Here is a 15,819-nt window from a genome sequence, read left to right on the forward strand (position 1 = left end):
CTGCGGCAGTGCATTCAGAACCATCAATGACGACAGACAGACAACCGGCCTCGCCTTCCATTCCTCCATCCGTGGCCATGTGGGAGCAGCTGTTTCGCCGCAGCGCCAGGCCCTCTCTGAGCCTTCAGGGCCAGATTCGCGAAATGCTGGTCGATGCCATCCTCAGCGGCATTCTCGCGCCCGGCGACGCTATCCCCTCAAGCCGAGAACTGGCCAAGCTGCTGGGCGTGGGTCGCATCACCGTGGTCATGGCCTACCAGCAGCTGACCGAAGAGGCCTTCTTGCTGAGCCGCGAGAGAAAAGGCCATTTCATCCACCCCGATGTGCTGCAGGGCCGCACGGCCGAACGCACGCCGGGCAGGAGCACGGACGCCGAGGCGCACACGGACTGGTCACGCCGCCTGTGGCTACGCCCCAGCCTGCAGCGCAGCATCGTGAAGGAAGATGACTGGCAGCGGTTCCCCTATCCGTTTCTCTACGGCCAGTTCGACAAGGAGCTGTTTCCCACGGCCGCCTGGCGCGAATGCTGCCTCAAGTCCCTGGGCGTGGTGGACATCCGCATGTGGGCGCCCGATCACATCACCCGCGACGACGACAGCCTCATCCAGCAGGTGCAGACCAAGATCCTGCCACGCCGCGGCGTCTGGGCGTCACCCGACGAAATCATCATCACGGTCGGCGCCCAGCATGCGCTGTACATGGTGGCCGATCTGCTGATGCGCGAGGGCACATCCATCGGCATCGAAAACCCCTGCTACCCCGATGCGCGCAATATCTTCAGCAGCCGCACCTCGCAGGTCATCCCCATTGGCGTGGATGGCGATGGACTGCCTATCGTCAGTGCCATGCGCAAGCTCGAGTACCTCTACGTCACGCCCAGCCATCAGTGCCCCACCGGCGTCACCATGCCGCTGGAGCGTCGCGAAGCCTTGCTCGAAGCCGCACAGAAGCATGACCTCATCATCATCGAGGACGACTACGAAAGCGAAAGCAGCTTCGATGAACAACCCATCCCGGCACTCAAGAGCCTGGATCGCAACAACCGCGTGATCTATATCGGCAGCCTCTCCAAGAGCCTGGCACCCGGCCTTCGCGTGGGCTATATCGTGGCCCCGCCCGAGCTGATCAAGGAACTGCGTGCCCTGCGCCGCCTGATGATCCGCCATCCGTCCACCTTCATCCAGCGCACATTGGCCATGTTCATCTCGCTGGGCCACTACGAGGCCCAGCTGCGCCGCCTCGGCCAGGCCCAGAAAGAGCGTCATGCCGAGCTGACGGCAGCCATGGCTCGCTACCTGCCCCAATGCCGCATCACGCCGGTACGCGGTGGCGGCTCGTGCTGGGTGCAACTGCCCGACCATGTGCCCGCGCAGGCACTGGCACGCCAGGCCGCCGAGCATGGGGTGCTGATCGAGCCCGGCGATGTGTTCTTCACCTCCCCTCGCAACACGGGCAACTTCATACGCCTGGGCTATCAATCCATTCCCGCGGGACAAATCGCCCAGGGCATCAAGGCCCTGGCAGAAGCCATGCACTGCATGTAGAGGCGCAAAACAAAAAGCCCCGGACTCAGGGTCCGGGGCTTTTTGTCTTTTTTGGTCTCATCAATTCTTGCGCAGCTTGGGCGGAGCCAGCTCGTCGATCAGGCCATCGGGACTGATTCCGCGTCGCAACGCCTGGCGCACGCGATAGGCAATCAGCAAGATGCACAGACTGGCCACACCCAGGGCCAGCGGAGTGCGCTGTTCGGGAATGAAGCCCATGGCCACCACGATGGACAGCATGCCCGCAATCGCCAGCCAGGTCAGATAAGGAAAGCACCACATGCGCACCTTGAGCAGATGCGGAGCCTCGTTCTCCAATCGATAGCGCAGGCGCAGCTGGGAGATTGCAATCAGGATATAGACAAAGATGGCAACCGTTCCGTAGGAGTTCACGAGAAAGGCGAACACCTTGTCGGGAGACAGATAGGACATGACGATGGCGCCGTAGCCGAACAAGGTGGCCACCAGAATCGCGTACACGGGCACGCCGTTGCGGCTGACCTGGGCCAGCACCTTGGGCGCATCGCCGCGTCGCGTCAGCGCAAACAGCATGCGCGAAGAGGCATAGAGCCCGGAGTTGAGCGCCGACAGCACGGCGGTCAGCACCACGGCATTCATGATCTGGGCAGCGGCCGGCACACCCATGGCATCGAGAGCGCTGACATAGGGCGTGGACATGCCGCTGGAGTTCCATGGCACCAGGCAGGCCACCAGCAGCACCGATCCCACATAGAACACCAGCACGCGCAGGATGACCGAATTCGTGGCCTTGGCCACGGCCTTCTGGGGCTCCGCGGTTTCGGCGGCCGCAATCGTCACGATCTCCGCGCCGAAATAGAAGCCGGTCGCGGCCACGGCGCCCGTGAGCACTGGAACAATGCCGTTGGGCATGAAACCGCCGTTCTGGCTCAGGTTGGCGACATGCATTCCGCTGCCGCCCGGTGTCAGGCCCAGCACATAGACGCCGGCGATGAACAGAAACACCACGATGGCGGCCACCTTCACGGACGCCAGCCAGAACTCGCACTCGCCAAAGGATTTGACCGAGACCAGATTGGTCAGCGTCATCATGATCAGCAGGACCAGGCTGATGCTCCAGGCGGGAACGTCGGGCAGCCAGTAGCGCACCAGCTCGGCCCCTGCCACCGCTTCGATCGCCACGACGATGACCCAGAAATACCAGTACATCCAGCCCGTGAGAAACCCCGCCAGCTGGCCCACGGCTGGCCGGTCGCGCCAGGCTTCCCGGGCGTACTCGTAAAACGAGCCACCTGTCATGGAGCAGGCCATCTCGCCCAGCATGCGCATGACCAGCACCACCAGCAGGCCGGTGATCAGAAAAGAGATGACGGCCGCCGGTCCGGCCGACTTGATGACCACGCCACTGCCTACGAAGAGCCCGGCACCGATGACGCCGCCCAGGGCAATCATGGTCATGTGCCGCTGCTTGAGACTGTGCGACAGCCCGTCCGGCGACGAATGCGGATTTCCAATCATTTTTGTCTCCTGTCTTGCCGGCCTGGAAATGCCGGTCGCCACGACTTTATGTATCTGGTTGTGCCTTGCTGCTCATGCAGGCCGTTGCCGTGGTCGTTCAGTTATCTGCTTGAAAATTGTTGCGCGAAGCCATGCGTGCAGCACCCCTTGCCGCGAGACAAGGATGCGCGCACGCAAACCAGGCTCGTGTCAGGAAAGCGCTACGGGTGGACGATCCTTGCGGTAGGCGTTCTTGACGGCGATCTTGCCGTCGCGGAAGGTGAACACATCGACCATGCGTGCCTCTACACGCAGGCCGTCGGCCTTGGTGCCCTTGAAGGTGCTCTCCGAAACTCCGCGCGCTCCCTGGACAAAATGCTCTCCATCCACCCAGGCCGCATCGGGGAATGCCTGCCAGGCCAGCTGAAAGCCCTCACGCACGGCTTCACGACCCACGAAGCTGCGACCCATCAGATCAGGGCCGGCAACGGCGTGAAACTCGCATTCGTCAGCCATGAAGTCCATCAATGCGTCAATGTCATGCCGATTCCACGCGTCGGAGAAACGCGCCAGAAACTGGACATCGGGTTGGGATTCTTGCTTGTTCATATGCTCTCCAGATTGCTGTCATGTCATGGGGGTCGGCCATTGCAAAAGCGACCCCTTTCTATCGAAAAATGCCTGAAATTCCGATGACTCATGGTAGGTAGCACTGGCTCCATTCCGTAGGGCCAGTTGCCGGCTATCGTTAAGTCCAAGGCCTTTCCGCGCAGGGCACTGGTCCCCCGCGAGATGACGTCGGCGTGCACCGAAAAATGCCTTGAGAAAGTCCGTTTCTCCTCTGAGCGCGACGCTCTGCCGCAGCTCTTGCGGATGCAGACCGAAGCCCGCCGACAAATGCCTCTTCTGCCGCTTCATTTAGGTGAAAACGATAGGAGAACACCAACTCGCTCAATACGGTCATCGCTGCCACAGGCACAGGGAAAGTTCACGGCCACGCCCGGCGAGCACGACTCGGCGGGTCACCCGGTTTGCAAGAGACTCGCCGCAGCCCGTCTGAGGCAATCCGGAGATTCGGATGGCCAGGCTTGCGCGCTGGCTCCATCAAAACCTGTGCCGTGGCCCTAACCAGCGACACAGGGGGCTGGCTATGCTGCTCTGGACACCGCAAGCAGTGCATCTGCATTGACTTTGCGTCCATCAATTCCATAGCAATAGAGCGCCGCTTCAAACGCAGCCACACCAGGAGACGACCGCCATGAAAGCCGAGGACATCCGCCCCAGCCATCTGAATCCATACGACCCGCAGTACGACCCCCTGGTTGCAAGAAGCCCCGGACACGGTGCCGGCTACGCTCCGACCTACTGGGTAGGGACGGCGGGCCGGCCACCCGAGGATGATGGTCCGGTCTGCGGCGACATGGAAGCCGATGTGGTCATCGTGGGCTCGGGCTTCACGGGCCTGTCCACTGCGCTGTTTCTGGCCCGCGAACACGGCATTCGCGCCGTGGTTCTCGAGGCCAACCAGAGCGCCTGGGGCTGCACCAGCCGCAACGGCGGCCAGGGCCAGAATGCCAGCGGCCGCCTCTATCGCTCGCAGTGGATAGAGCGCTGGGGCAAGGACACAGCCCTGAAGCTGGATGCAGAAATCCGCGAAGGATTCGACACGTTCAAAAAACTGGTTGCGGAGTTTCCAGAATGCGAGCCGCAACCGGGAGGGCATTTGTATATTGCCCACCGCGACAGAAAAATGGATTTTCTGCGCAACGAGACCCGCGTCATGCGCGAAGTCTTCGGCTACGACGCCCGCGTACTCAGCGTCGACGCTGTACGCCGCGACTATGTCGATGACGCCGACTGCCGTGGCGCGATGCATGAGCCCGACGGCATTGGCGTGCATCCGCTCAAGCTGGCATTCGGCTATCTGCGCAAGGCCCGCGAGCTGGGAGTGAAGGTGCATCCCGCCAGTCCGGTGCTGGGCATGGAGACACGCAACGGCGTGCATTACCTCCAGACACCTGGCGGCACGGTCAAGGCACGCGCCGTCGGCTTTGCCACCGGCGGCTATACCAGCAACGGCCTTCACCGCAGTCTGCGCTCCAAGATCATGCCGATTCTCTCGAACTCGCTGGTCACCAGGCCCTTGACGGAAGAAGAGCTGGCCGCCACCAATTTCAAGACCACGCAAGTCATCACCGACACCCGTACGCTGCGCTTTTACTACCGCAAGCTGCCCGACAACCGCGTGCAGATCGGCAGCCGCAGCGCCATCACCGGCGCCGATGCGCCCAATCCGGTCCATATGGCCAAGCTGGTCGAGGGCTTGCACCACAAGTTCCCGGCCCTCAAGGGAATCCAGGTGGACTACTCCTGGTGGGGATGGGTCGATGTAAGTCACGACATGATGCCGCGCATCACCCAGCCCGATCCAAGGGAAAGCGTCTTCTATGCGGTCGGCTATGGCGGCAACGGCGTGTCGTTCTCTGCGCATGCAGGCCGTCGCATGGCCCAGCGCATCGCAGGCCAGAACCTCAAGGCCTTCGAGTTGCCAATCTACAACTCATCGCTCGAATATCCGAATGTGTTCAATATGGTGCGTTCGGAGGTATTTGCACCATTTCGCCGCATGGGCCAGCGCTTTCTCTACCACTGGTATCACATGAACGACGAGAAGAACTGACCCTGCCAGCCGCCGTTCGGGCTTCGCGCAACGAAGAGCACCTTCCGCCAGGAAGGTGCTCTTTTTCATTCGATCTACGGATGCGGTGCAGCACACACCCCGGCGCCCCGGCCACAGGAAAAACCGCCTCTCTGGCACGCATATTGCGCAAGCATTCATGCCTCTCGGACAGCCCAATCCTCCCGTGTCTGTCTGCGATCAGTGAAACCACCTAAGCCCATGCAGACGCCGCAAAAACGCCCTTCACCAGGACCGAGATATCCCGCGCAAGCCGCGCCATGCAAGGCTTTGCAATGCACGGTCGCGGTGCACGCCAACCCATGCTGCGCGCACCATCCGGGGCCGTACGCGACTGGACCTAACGATTCACATCAACTGGCCCTACTGGCTGCGCAAGGTTGCTCACTACGATCCGCTGAGAAAGCTCTTTGAGCCTCGCGATGCGGCTTTCTACCGGTTCAGCCAGAAGCGGGAATGGAAAAGCAAGTCAGCAAGAGTGAGCACAGCAAGGGTTCTCTGGTCTAAGTCTTCAACCGATATCGCTCTAACCATGGAGAAATTGGCAATGAAAATGCAAAAACGATGGATGCTGAAAGCGGGTGCCGCAACAGCCGCACTGGCCATGACCGGCTTCGCCCTGGCGCAGCAGAAAACCGTGACCTTCGCCAACCAGGACATGCTGGTGCCTCTGCGCCTGGTCATGGAATCGGGCGAGGTGGAAAAGGAGACGGGCTACAAGATCAACTGGCGCATGTTCTCGGGCGGCGGCGACGTGATACGGGCGATGGCCTCGGGCGACGTGCAGATGGGAGAGGTGGGCTCCAGCCCGCTGACCGCTGCCGCCAGCCAGGGGCAGGACATCAAGCTGCTCTGGATCTCTGCGGACATCGCCGGTGCCGAAGCCCTGGTGGCACGCGATGGCGGCGGCATCAGCAATTTCAAGAACATGGAAGGCAAGCGCATAGGCGTGCCGTTCGTCTCCACCGCGCACTACCAACTGGTCGCGGCCCTGGGCAAGGAGGGCGTTGATGCGCGCAAGGTCAACATCATGAATATGCGCCCGCCAGAGATTGCCGCGGCCTGGGAACGCGGCGATATCGATGCCACCTTTGTCTGGGATCCGGTACTGGCCAAGGTCAAGCAAAAGGGCAAGGTGATTGCCACCTCCGGCTCCATTGCTCAGATGGGCTATCCCACCTTCGAGGGCATTGCCGTGAGCAGCAAGTTTGCCCAGGAAAATCCCCAGTTCATGGTGGCTTTCATCAAGGCCCTGAATCGGGCCAGCGCCCAGGTGCGCGACAACCTGGCCAAGTGGACTCCCGATTCGCCCGAGATCAAGGCGATTGCCAAATGGAGCAAGGCCGACCCCAAGGACGTGCCCGCAGCCATGGCGCTGTACCGTTTTCCCAGCGCCGAGGAGCAGCTCGGCGCGCAATGGCTGGAAGGCGGTGCGGCCAAGGCCATGACCAATACCGCAACGTTTCTGAAGTCGCAGGGACGAATCCAGGAGGTCAGGCCCGACTACGCCGCGTACGTGACCAGCAGCTATGTCAAGCAGGCTCTCGGCCGCTGACTGCCCGCCCACGACGGCCAACCCCGTCGTGGCTCCCCGCTTTGTTTCACATAGGAGGGCAATGTCATGCCGACTCTGGATATACGCGACCTGACCGTCAATTACGAGGTCAAGGGCGGACACTTGCAGGCCCTGGCGCCTGTCAACCTGATCATGCATGAAGGCGACTTCGTAGTCGCTCTGGGGGCATCCGGCTGCGGCAAGACCACGCTGCTCAACTGCATGGCAGGTTTTCTCGCGCCCTCCAGCGGCCAGATCCTGCTGGACGGCAAACCCATTCAGGGCCCCGGAGCCAACCAAGGTGTGGTGTTTCAGAAGCATGCGCTGATGCCATGGCTCAATGTGATCGACAACGTCGCACTGGGACTGCGCATGCGCGGCATGGACCTGAAGCAGCGCACGCAAATCGCCGAAGAGAAACTGGGCCTCGTCGGCTTGCAGGACTACGCCAGGCGTGCCGTTTACGAGCTCTCGGGCGGCATGCAGCAGCGGGTCGGCATTGCCCGCGCGCTGGCCAACGACCCCGCACTGCTGCTGATGGACGAACCCATGGGTGCGCTGGACGCCTTCACGCGCGAGCAGGTTCAGGAAATCCTGCTGCGCGTATGGCATGCAACCCACAAGATGGTGTTCTTCATCACCCATTCGGTGGAGGAGGCGCTGTTTCTCGCCAGCCGGCTGATCGTCATGAGCCCCAGCCCGGGCCGCATCTCCCATGTCTACGACGAGATGCCGTTCTGCCATGAGTTTCTGCGCACCGGCGATGCACGTGCCGTCAAGTCGCGCCCCGACTTCATCAGGATGCGCGAAGAAGTTCTGAGTCTGATTCACCACCGGGAGCCTGCCAATGTCTGAAGCAGTCCAAATCAACCATCTGCCCGCCACGACAGCGCGCGTGCAGCCCAAGACCACTGCCCCGCAGGCGTCAGGACCGGTGAAGACCAGTCGCTTCAAGACCCCCGGCGAAGGCTCCAGCCTCGGCATCAGCATCGTCACCGTGGCCCTGTTGCTGGCACTGTGGTTCGCCGCCACCAATCTCGGCTGGATCAAGCCCTTGTTCCTGCCCAGCCCGCAGGCGGTGTTCCAGCAGTTCTATGAATACCTGACCGGGCAGGCCAACGACAAGCCGCTGTGGCAGCATTTTTCCGCAAGTCTGCTGCGTGTGACCGTGGCATTCTGGCTGGCCTTCATGATTGCGGTTCCGCTGGGCATTGCGATGGGAATGTCACGCTTTGCACGCGGCATCTTCGACCCCCCCATCGAGTTCTACCGCCCCCTGCCGCCACTGGCCTATCTGCCGCTGATCATCATCTGGTTCGGCATCGATGAAACGCCGAAGATTCTGCTGATCTTCCTGAGCTGCTTTGCCCCCCTGGCCCTGGCAGCCCGCTCTGGCATGCGCAGCGCAGCACAGGAGCAGATCAATGCCGCCTATTCGATGGGAGCAAGCTACTTCCAGGTGATCCGCCATGTGATTCTCCCGGCGGCCCTGCCCGACATTCTGGTGGGCATGCGCATTGCCATCGGCTTTGGCTGGACGACTCTGGTTGCCGCCGAAATGGTGGCGGCGAACGTGGGTCTGGGTCAGATGGTGCTCAACGCCTCGAACTTCCTGCGCACCGACATCGTGATCATGGGCATCATCGTCATCGGTGTGATCGCCTATGTATTCGACCTGTTCATGCGCTGGGTCGAAAAGCGCCTGGTTCCATGGAAGGGACGCATGTAAGTCCGGCCGCTTCCCCGGCGGAGGTGGCTCCGGCAAGCAGACAGCGGGCAGGCATTGCGCCTTCCCGCTTTTCTGTTCTCCGTTTTTTCGGCTTGTCGCCTGAGCTTGCTCGGCCTTGTGCGATACCTGTCGCACCTTGCATCCCGGTCATCGCCGGCACAGCATCTCGGCCACCGAAAACAGCAAGGCCTCGTCGATGTCGTGCTGCAGATCGACGGCAAGCCTTTGACGGTAGAAGACCCCCAGGTCCAGCCCGACGCCCAGGGCGCAGACCTTCACACCTCCCATGCGTTCCTGGGCGGCAAGAACCTGCCGCAGATGCTGATCCAGATAATGCTCGTCATTGGCCTGATGAGTCGCCGTGTCCATGGGGCAGCCATCGGAGACCACGAGCAGGATGCGACGCTGCGCGGTCTTTGCGCGCAGCCTCTGGCACGCCCATTCCACGGCCTCGCCGTCCATGCCTTCCCGAAAGATGTCGGGCTTGCGCAGTGCCGCAATGCCCTGCCGGGCGTGACGCCAGGGCTTGGCCCCGTCCTTGAAGACAATGTGCAGACGCTCGTTGAGACGCCCCGGAAACTGGGGCTGGCCGGCGCGCTGCCAGCGACGGCGCGTTCTGCCGCCATTCCAGGCCTGCGTGGAAAAACCCAGTATCTCCACGCTGGCACCGGCCATCTCCAGCGCTCGCCCCAGCACGTCGAGCAACAGCGACAGGGGCTTGGCAAAGGTTTTCATGGAACCCGAGCAGTCCATGAGAATCGTGACGGCGGTCTCGTTGACGGGACGCTGCATTTCGTCCTTGAAGATCGCGTGCTGCTGCGGGTCCGTCACCAGCTGGGACAGGCGGCTGCCGTCCAGATGGCCTTCCTCCAGCCCGAAGTTCCAGCCATTGCGCTGCGTGCTGGCCAGGCGCTGCTGCAGATAGCGCGCCAGCCGCCCGGCCTGCAGCAATCCCGAGCGCGCCAGCTCCTCGTCCATCTGCTCCCGGAACTGGGCCAGCTGCAGCGCGCGGATCAGCTCAGCGGCCTGCACTTCCCTATCGAACTCGCGCGTGAACACCCGGTAGCTTTGCGCGGTGCCGGCCCAGGCCCGACTGTCGCCGCTTTGAGCCACGGGCATGCCGTCCTGACTCTGGGACTCAAAATGCAGAGGCAGGGCAAAACTGCTGCGCCGCCTGGGGCCGCCGGCACCGCGCGGTGCATCCTCCTGCGCCGCACGCACCGCCATGCCGACCCAGCGGCTGACGGCCAGGGCAGGCTCGACAAACTGCTGCTGCCGGTCTCTGAAGCGCCGCAGCCCATCCCAGTGCCGGCCCAGCGGGCAAGCCATGGACATTCGCGTGGACTCCACCAGATCGGCCATGCGCTCCGGTATCTCATGCCCGGTCAACCGGCTCCAGGCCGTGATGGCCACCGTAAACAGCAAAATTCCCAGACTGCTTTCCGTGAGGCCGGAATCCATGAAGGCCTGGCACCAGTTCACAAAGCGCTGACGCATGTTCTCGCGCGCTCCGGGCCAGGCCTCGGGAACCAGGCTCTCCACTCGCAACTGCTCCAGCAGCTCGAACACCATGCGCTCCACCGGGTCCTGGGGCAGGTGAGTCTGGAACAGGGCCTGGTCGCTCCAATGCAGACACAGCCCCATGCTGTCAAGCAGGCCGCGCTGATCCGTCTGCTGCACCGGGACCTGGCTATGGTGGGCCGCCGCCTGGGGTATGGGCGTGGTGCCTCGGTACAGCGTCTGGCCGCTCCATTGCAGGCTGGCGTCGCCGGCGATAGTGCGCAGCATGGCGCCGCCCCAGGCCTCCATGCGGGACAACGAGGCAGGGCCGGAGGTCCCGGCGCTCATGCCAGCAACGCCAGTGCAGATTCCGCGGGCGGCGCCAGCTCCTGGGCGAAGCAGCGCTGGAAATATTCGCTCACGATGGCGCGCTCGGCAGGCTCGCATTTGTTGAGGAAGGACAGCTCGAAGGCCAGCTTCAGGTCGTGGAAGATGGCGATGTTCTCGGCCCAGCTGATCACCGTGCGCGGAGACATCAGCAAGGACAGATCGCCCACCGCAAAGCCCTTGCGTGTCAGCCCGGCCAGCGCCACCATGGCGTCCACCTTGCGGCGCCCGTCGGCCGTGGCCAGGTCGGGCACGCGCGCCAGCACAATGGCCGCTTCCTCGGCCGGAGGCAGATAGTTCAGGCTGGTGACCAGATTCCAGCGATCGAGCTGGGCATGGTTGAGCTGCTGGGTGCCGTGATAGAGCCCGTTGAGATTGCCCTGGCCCAGGGTGTTCATGGTGGCAAACAGCCGAAAGCAGGGATGCGGCTGGATCACCCGCTTCTGATCGAGCAGGGTAAAGCTGCCCTCACGCTCCAGAACCCGCTGGATGACGAACATCACGTCGGGGCGTCCGGCATCGTACTCGTCAAACACCATGGCCACGGGCCGCTGCAGCGCCCAGGGCAGGATGCCTTCCTGGAACTGGGTCACCTGCTTGCCTTCCTGCAGCACGATGCTGTCCTTGCCCACCAGATCCAGGCGGCTGATATGACCGTCCAGATTCACGCGCACGCAAGGCCAGTTCAGCCTCGCCGCCACCTGCTCGATATGCGTGGATTTGCCCGTGCCGTGCAGACCCTGAATGACGACGCGCCGGTTGTGCGAGAAGCCCGCCAGGATGGCTTGCGTCACCTGCGGATTCAGGCGGTAGGCCTTGTCAATGGCGGGAACATGCTCGCTCGGCTCGGCAAAAGCCGGCACGCTCATGTCCGTATCGATGCCAAATACATCGCGCACGCTGACGGTGCGGGTGGGCTGCAGCAGGCTCAGGTCAGTCATCATCGGCTTCCGGTGGAACGTCGTCGTTAATGCGGGCGATCGCCGCGACGGCCGCCTGCAGCTTGGGAAGAAAGGACAAGGCCTTCTCCTTGGAAAAACGCATGATGGGCGCCTGCACGGCAAGCCCCATATTGGAGTTGCCATGGGGCGCGGGCACCAGCACACCAAGGCACAGCAGCCCGGGCAGAAACTCCTCGTTGTCGAAGGCATAGCCCTGCGCCCTCACCTGATCGAGCTCCTGGTCAAGTGCCTCGAAGGTCGTCAGCGTGTTGCCGGTGAACGCTTCCAGCGGCACATTGGCCAGCAGCCGGCGGCGCTGGGCAGGCGACATCTGGCTCAGGAACAGCTTGCCCGTGGCCGAACAGTGCGCGGGCACGCGCGAGCCCGGATGCAGATAAAAGCGCAGCGGGGCCGGCGTCTCCACACGGTCCAGATACAGGACCTCGCTGCCCGAAAAAGCCGTGATGTTGCAGCTCTCGCCGAGCTCGTGCACCAGCTGGGTCAGCACTGCGTGGCGCGCGCCATGCGTGGTGTTGTTGAGCAGCACGTTCTCCGCCAGCCGCATCAGCCGCTGGCCTGTGCCGTAGTGGCGGCCGTTGCCATCTCTTTGCAGGATTCCGGCGCTTTCCAGCTGCGCAAGCATGCGATGCATGGTCGGCTTGGGCAGCCCTGTCTCTTCCACCATGGTTTGCAAGGTGAAGGGCTGGCTCTTCTGCGCCACGGCTTCCAGCAGCGCAAACAAACGCAGATTGGGCGTGTCTCCGTCCAGGCGAGCCGAGGGGGTGTCTTCGCTGTGCTTCATATCGTTGTCGATCATATTAATTTCCATTTTTCGAGTCAATTTATTCCATAAAAAGAAATTTATTTGCACGAAAACAAAAAAATGCCATAGACTGACATCGTTATTTCTTTTTTCGGAACCATGGGTTTCAAATTTTCAAGGAGACAGAGATGGCTGCAACGGACAATCGTAAAGTGGTTGAAGGCGTTCACAAGATGACCCCTTCGGAAGCATTCGTGGAAACCTGCGTCGCCAATGGCGTCAGCGAGATGTTCGGCATCATGGGTTCCGCCTTCATGGATGCCATGGACATCTTCGCCCCTGCGGGCATTCGCCTGATCCCGGTGGTGCATGAGCAAGGTGCGGCCCACATGGCCGACGGCTATGCCCGCGTCTCGGGTCGCCACGGCGTGGTGATCGGCCAGAACGGCCCCGGCATCAGCAACTGCGTGACCGGGATTGCCGCGGCCTACTGGGCGCACAGCCCGGTGGTGATCGTGACTCCCGAGACCGGCACCATGGGCATGGGCCTGGGCGGCTTCCAGGAAGCCAATCAGCTGCCCATGTTCCAGGAATTCACCAAATACCAGGGCCATGTCTGCAACCCCAAACGCATGGCCGAGTTCACGGGTCGCGTCTTCGACCGCGCCATCTCCGAGATGGGCCCGACCCAGCTCAATATTCCGCGTGACTACTTCTACGGCGAGATCGAGTGCGAGATCCCCAAGCCCATGCGCGTGGACCGCGGCCATGGCGGCGAAGCCAGCCTGCAGGCCGCCGTGGAGCTGCTCAAGACTGCCAAGTTCCCGGTGATCCTGGCCGGCGGCGGCGTGGTCATGGGCGATGCCGTGGAGGAAGCCAGGCAGCTGGCCGAGCGCCTGGGTGCGCCCGTGGCCACCGGCTATCTGCGCAACGACGCCTTCCCCGCCAAGCACCCGCTGTGGGCCGGCCCTCTGGGCTACCAGGGCTCCAAGGCTGCCATGAAGCTGATCGCCCAGGCCGACGTCGTGATTGCGCTGGGCTCGCGCATGGGTCCCTTCGGCACCCTGCCCCAGCATGGCATGGACTACTGGCCCAAGACCGCCAAGATCATCCAGATCGAGGCCGATCACACCAATCTGGGCCTGGTCAAGAAGATCGCCGTAGGCATCAACGGCGACGCCAAGGCCGTCGCGGCCGAGCTGAGCAGGCGCCTGGCCGATGTGACGCTGGGCTGCGATGCCACCAAGGCTGCGCGCGCCGACACCATCGCCACGGAGAAGGCCGCCTGGGAGAAAGAGCTCGACGGCTGGACCCACGAGCGCGACCCCTACAGCCTGGACATGATCGAAGAGGCCAAGGGCGAACGCACGCCTACCGGTGGCAGCTATCTGCATCCCCGCCAGGTACTGCGAGAACTCGAAAAAGCCATGCCGGCGCGCGTCATGGTGTCCACCGACATCGGCAATATCAACTCGGTGGCCAACAGCTATCTGCGCTTCGACGAGCCACGCAGCTTCTTCGCTCCCATGAGCTTCGGCAACTGCGGCTATGCCCTTCCCACCATCATCGGCGCCAAGTGCGCAGCACCCGATCGCCCGGCCATCGCCTATGCAGGTGACGGTGCCTGGGGCATGAGCATGATGGAAATCATGACCGCCGTGCGCCACGACATCCCCGTGACCGCCGTGGTGTTCCACAACCGCCAGTGGGGCGCGGAAAAGAAGAACCAGGTGGACTTCTACAACCGCCGTTTCGTGGCGGGCGAGCTGGAGAGCGAAAGCTTCTCCGACATCGCCAAGGCCATGGGCGCCGAAGGCATCGTGGTGGACCACATCGAGGACGTAGGCCCGGCACTGCAAAAAGCCATCGACATGCAGATGAAGGAAGGCAAGACCTGCGTGATCGAGATCATGTGCACGCGCGAGCTCGGCGATCCCTTCCGCCGCGACGCCTTGTCCAAGCCCGTGCGCATGCTGGACAAGTACAAGGACTTTGTCTGACGCCGTCTGACACCCCCTGAGGCGCTGCGCGCCCTCCCCCTCTCTACCCGCTACGCAGGGGAGGGGGACGACACCCTCGGTGCGGGGCGGCCCTTCCTCGGTGTCCCTGTGTTGGGCCGCGCCGGCTTCATGCGCCTGGGTAAAGCGCAAGGCCCTCGAAAGCCGACTCCCAGACCCCTGCGTTGTTCGCGCCGGGCCCTGTACTTCCCGCAGGAGCTTTCATGACTCCCCCACTCTCACTTGCCGTGGCCGCCGACGATGCGCCCGCCACGCCCCGCCCCCATCTCCAGCAATTGATCGACCAGGCCCGGGCCCGCGGCCCGATTCCTGTGGCCGTGGCCTATCCCTGTGACGCAGGCTCTGTGCAGGCAGCCATGCAGGCGGCGGAAGCCGGTCTGATCAGGCCCCTGCTGGTAGGGCCGCGCCAGCGTATCGAAGCCGCAGCCCGCTCTGCGGGTCTCGACGTGTCTGCCGCCGAGATCCACGCCACGGCGGACGACTCTCGCGTCGCTGCGGCCCAAGCCGCAGCCCTGTGCCGCGATGGCCAGGCCCGGGCCCTGATGAAGGGCAGCCTGCACAGCGACGACCTGCTGGGCGCGGCCGTGGCGCGCGAAGCCGGTCTGCGCGGCAGCCGCCGGGCCAGCCATGTATTCATCATGGACATCCCGGGCTACGACCGCCCGCTGCTGATGACCGACTGCGTGGTCAACATCTTCCCCAGTTTGATGGAAAAGCGCGATATCGCCCAGAACGCGGTCGATCTGGCCCATGCCATCGGCATAGTCCAGCCCCGCGTGGCCCTGCTGTCGGCGGTAGAGACCGTCAACCCGGCCATTCCCGGCACCATCGATGCGGCAGCCCTGTGCAAGATGGCCGACCGCGGCCAGATCACGGGCGGCATTTTTGACGGTCCGCTGGCTTACGACAACGCTATCTCCCTGCATTCGGCGCACAACAAGGGCATAGTCTCCGATGTCGCCGGTCGCCCCGATATCTTGCTGGCCCCCAATCTGGAAGCCGGCAACATGATCTACAAGCAGCTGGTCTATATGGCCAACGCCGAATGCGCGGGCCTGGTGCTGGGCATGCGCGTACCCATCGTGCTGACCAGTCGCTCCGACTCGGTGGCCAGCCGCATCGCTTCCTGCGCCCTGGCCGTGCTGGCCAGCGCAGGAATGCAGGCATAGCGCAAGACCCGATCAAGGCCTGGCCGGACACCACCATGG

Annotated in this window: 12 protein-coding genes; 7 read left to right on the top strand and 5 right to left on the bottom strand. The window is 63.0% G+C overall.

Annotation, left to right across the window (positions count from 1 at the left end; all coding sequences use genetic code 11):
- Window positions 1–26 precede the first annotated feature (26 nt).
- Complete coding sequence (gene pdxR, locus CTR2_RS22350; RefSeq protein ID WP_087080855.1) at window positions 27–1,544, top strand: MocR-like pyridoxine biosynthesis transcription factor PdxR; 1,518 nt, start codon at window positions 27–29, stop codon at window positions 1,542–1,544.
- A 60-nt stretch (window positions 1,545–1,604) separates the two neighbouring features.
- On the opposite strand, the gene CTR2_RS22355 is transcribed toward pdxR, so the two are convergent.
- Both CTR2_RS22355 and CTR2_RS22360 read right to left on the bottom strand, forming a co-directional pair.
- Window positions 1,605–3,041, bottom strand: a complete 1,437-nt coding sequence (locus CTR2_RS22355; protein ID WP_087080853.1) for an amino acid permease — start codon at window positions 3,039–3,041, stop codon at window positions 1,605–1,607.
- Window positions 3,042–3,230: 189 nt separating this feature from the next.
- Window positions 3,231–3,629 (bottom strand): nuclear transport factor 2 family protein, encoded by a 399-nt coding sequence (locus tag CTR2_RS22360; protein ID WP_087080851.1) that lies wholly within the window; start codon window positions 3,627–3,629, stop codon window positions 3,231–3,233.
- 649 nt (window positions 3,630–4,278) lie between these two features.
- Between CTR2_RS22360 and CTR2_RS22365 the strand changes: the two genes are divergently transcribed.
- The 4 genes from CTR2_RS22365 (at window position 4,279) to CTR2_RS22380 (ending at window position 9,002) form a co-directional block, all read left to right on the top strand.
- Window positions 4,279–5,700, top strand: a complete 1,422-nt coding sequence (locus CTR2_RS22365) for an NAD(P)/FAD-dependent oxidoreductase (protein ID WP_087080847.1) — start codon at window positions 4,279–4,281, stop codon at window positions 5,698–5,700.
- Window positions 5,701–6,265: 565 nt separating this feature from the next.
- A complete protein-coding gene (gene tauA / locus CTR2_RS22370; protein WP_087080846.1) occupies window positions 6,266–7,273 on the top strand; it encodes a taurine ABC transporter substrate-binding protein in 1,008 nt (335 codons plus the stop codon).
- Between the two features lie 66 nt (window positions 7,274–7,339).
- Window positions 7,340–8,128 (top strand): taurine ABC transporter ATP-binding protein, encoded by a 789-nt coding sequence (locus tag CTR2_RS22375; protein ID WP_087080844.1) that lies wholly within the window; start codon window positions 7,340–7,342, stop codon window positions 8,126–8,128.
- Window positions 8,121–9,002: an ABC transporter permease subunit gene (locus CTR2_RS22380; protein ID WP_003062703.1), complete on the top strand. Its 882-nt coding sequence runs from the start codon at window positions 8,121–8,123 to the stop codon at window positions 9,000–9,002. Before CTR2_RS22375 ends, CTR2_RS22380 begins: the two co-directional genes overlap by 8 nt.
- 147 nt (window positions 9,003–9,149) lie before the next feature.
- On the opposite strand, the gene CTR2_RS22385 is transcribed toward CTR2_RS22380, so the two are convergent.
- The 3 genes from CTR2_RS22385 to CTR2_RS22395 are packed head-to-tail and all read right to left on the bottom strand — an operon-like array spanning window position 9,150 to window position 12,647.
- Complete coding sequence (locus CTR2_RS22385; protein WP_087080841.1) at window positions 9,150–10,850, bottom strand: cobaltochelatase CobT-related protein; 1,701 nt, start codon at window positions 10,848–10,850, stop codon at window positions 9,150–9,152.
- Window positions 10,847–11,830, bottom strand: a complete 984-nt coding sequence (locus tag CTR2_RS22390; protein WP_087080839.1) for an AAA family ATPase — start codon at window positions 11,828–11,830, stop codon at window positions 10,847–10,849. Before CTR2_RS22390 ends, CTR2_RS22385 begins: the two co-directional genes overlap by 4 nt.
- Entirely contained in the window at window positions 11,823–12,647 is an 825-nt protein-coding gene (locus CTR2_RS22395) for an IclR family transcriptional regulator (protein WP_087080837.1), read from the bottom strand. Before CTR2_RS22395 ends, CTR2_RS22390 begins: the two co-directional genes overlap by 8 nt.
- Before the next feature lie 134 nt (window positions 12,648–12,781).
- Between CTR2_RS22395 and xsc the strand changes: the two genes are divergently transcribed.
- Complete coding sequence (gene xsc / locus CTR2_RS22400) at window positions 12,782–14,593, top strand: sulfoacetaldehyde acetyltransferase (protein ID WP_087080835.1); 1,812 nt, start codon at window positions 12,782–12,784, stop codon at window positions 14,591–14,593.
- 221 nt (window positions 14,594–14,814) lie between these two features.
- Window positions 14,815–15,780 (top strand): bifunctional enoyl-CoA hydratase/phosphate acetyltransferase, encoded by a 966-nt coding sequence (locus CTR2_RS22405; RefSeq protein WP_087080834.1) that lies wholly within the window; start codon window positions 14,815–14,817, stop codon window positions 15,778–15,780.
- Window positions 15,781–15,819: the final 39 nt, after the last annotated feature.

Source organism: Comamonas thiooxydans, from assembly GCF_002157685.2.
GTDB lineage: Bacteria > Pseudomonadota > Gammaproteobacteria > Burkholderiales > Burkholderiaceae_C > Comamonas > Comamonas testosteroni_H.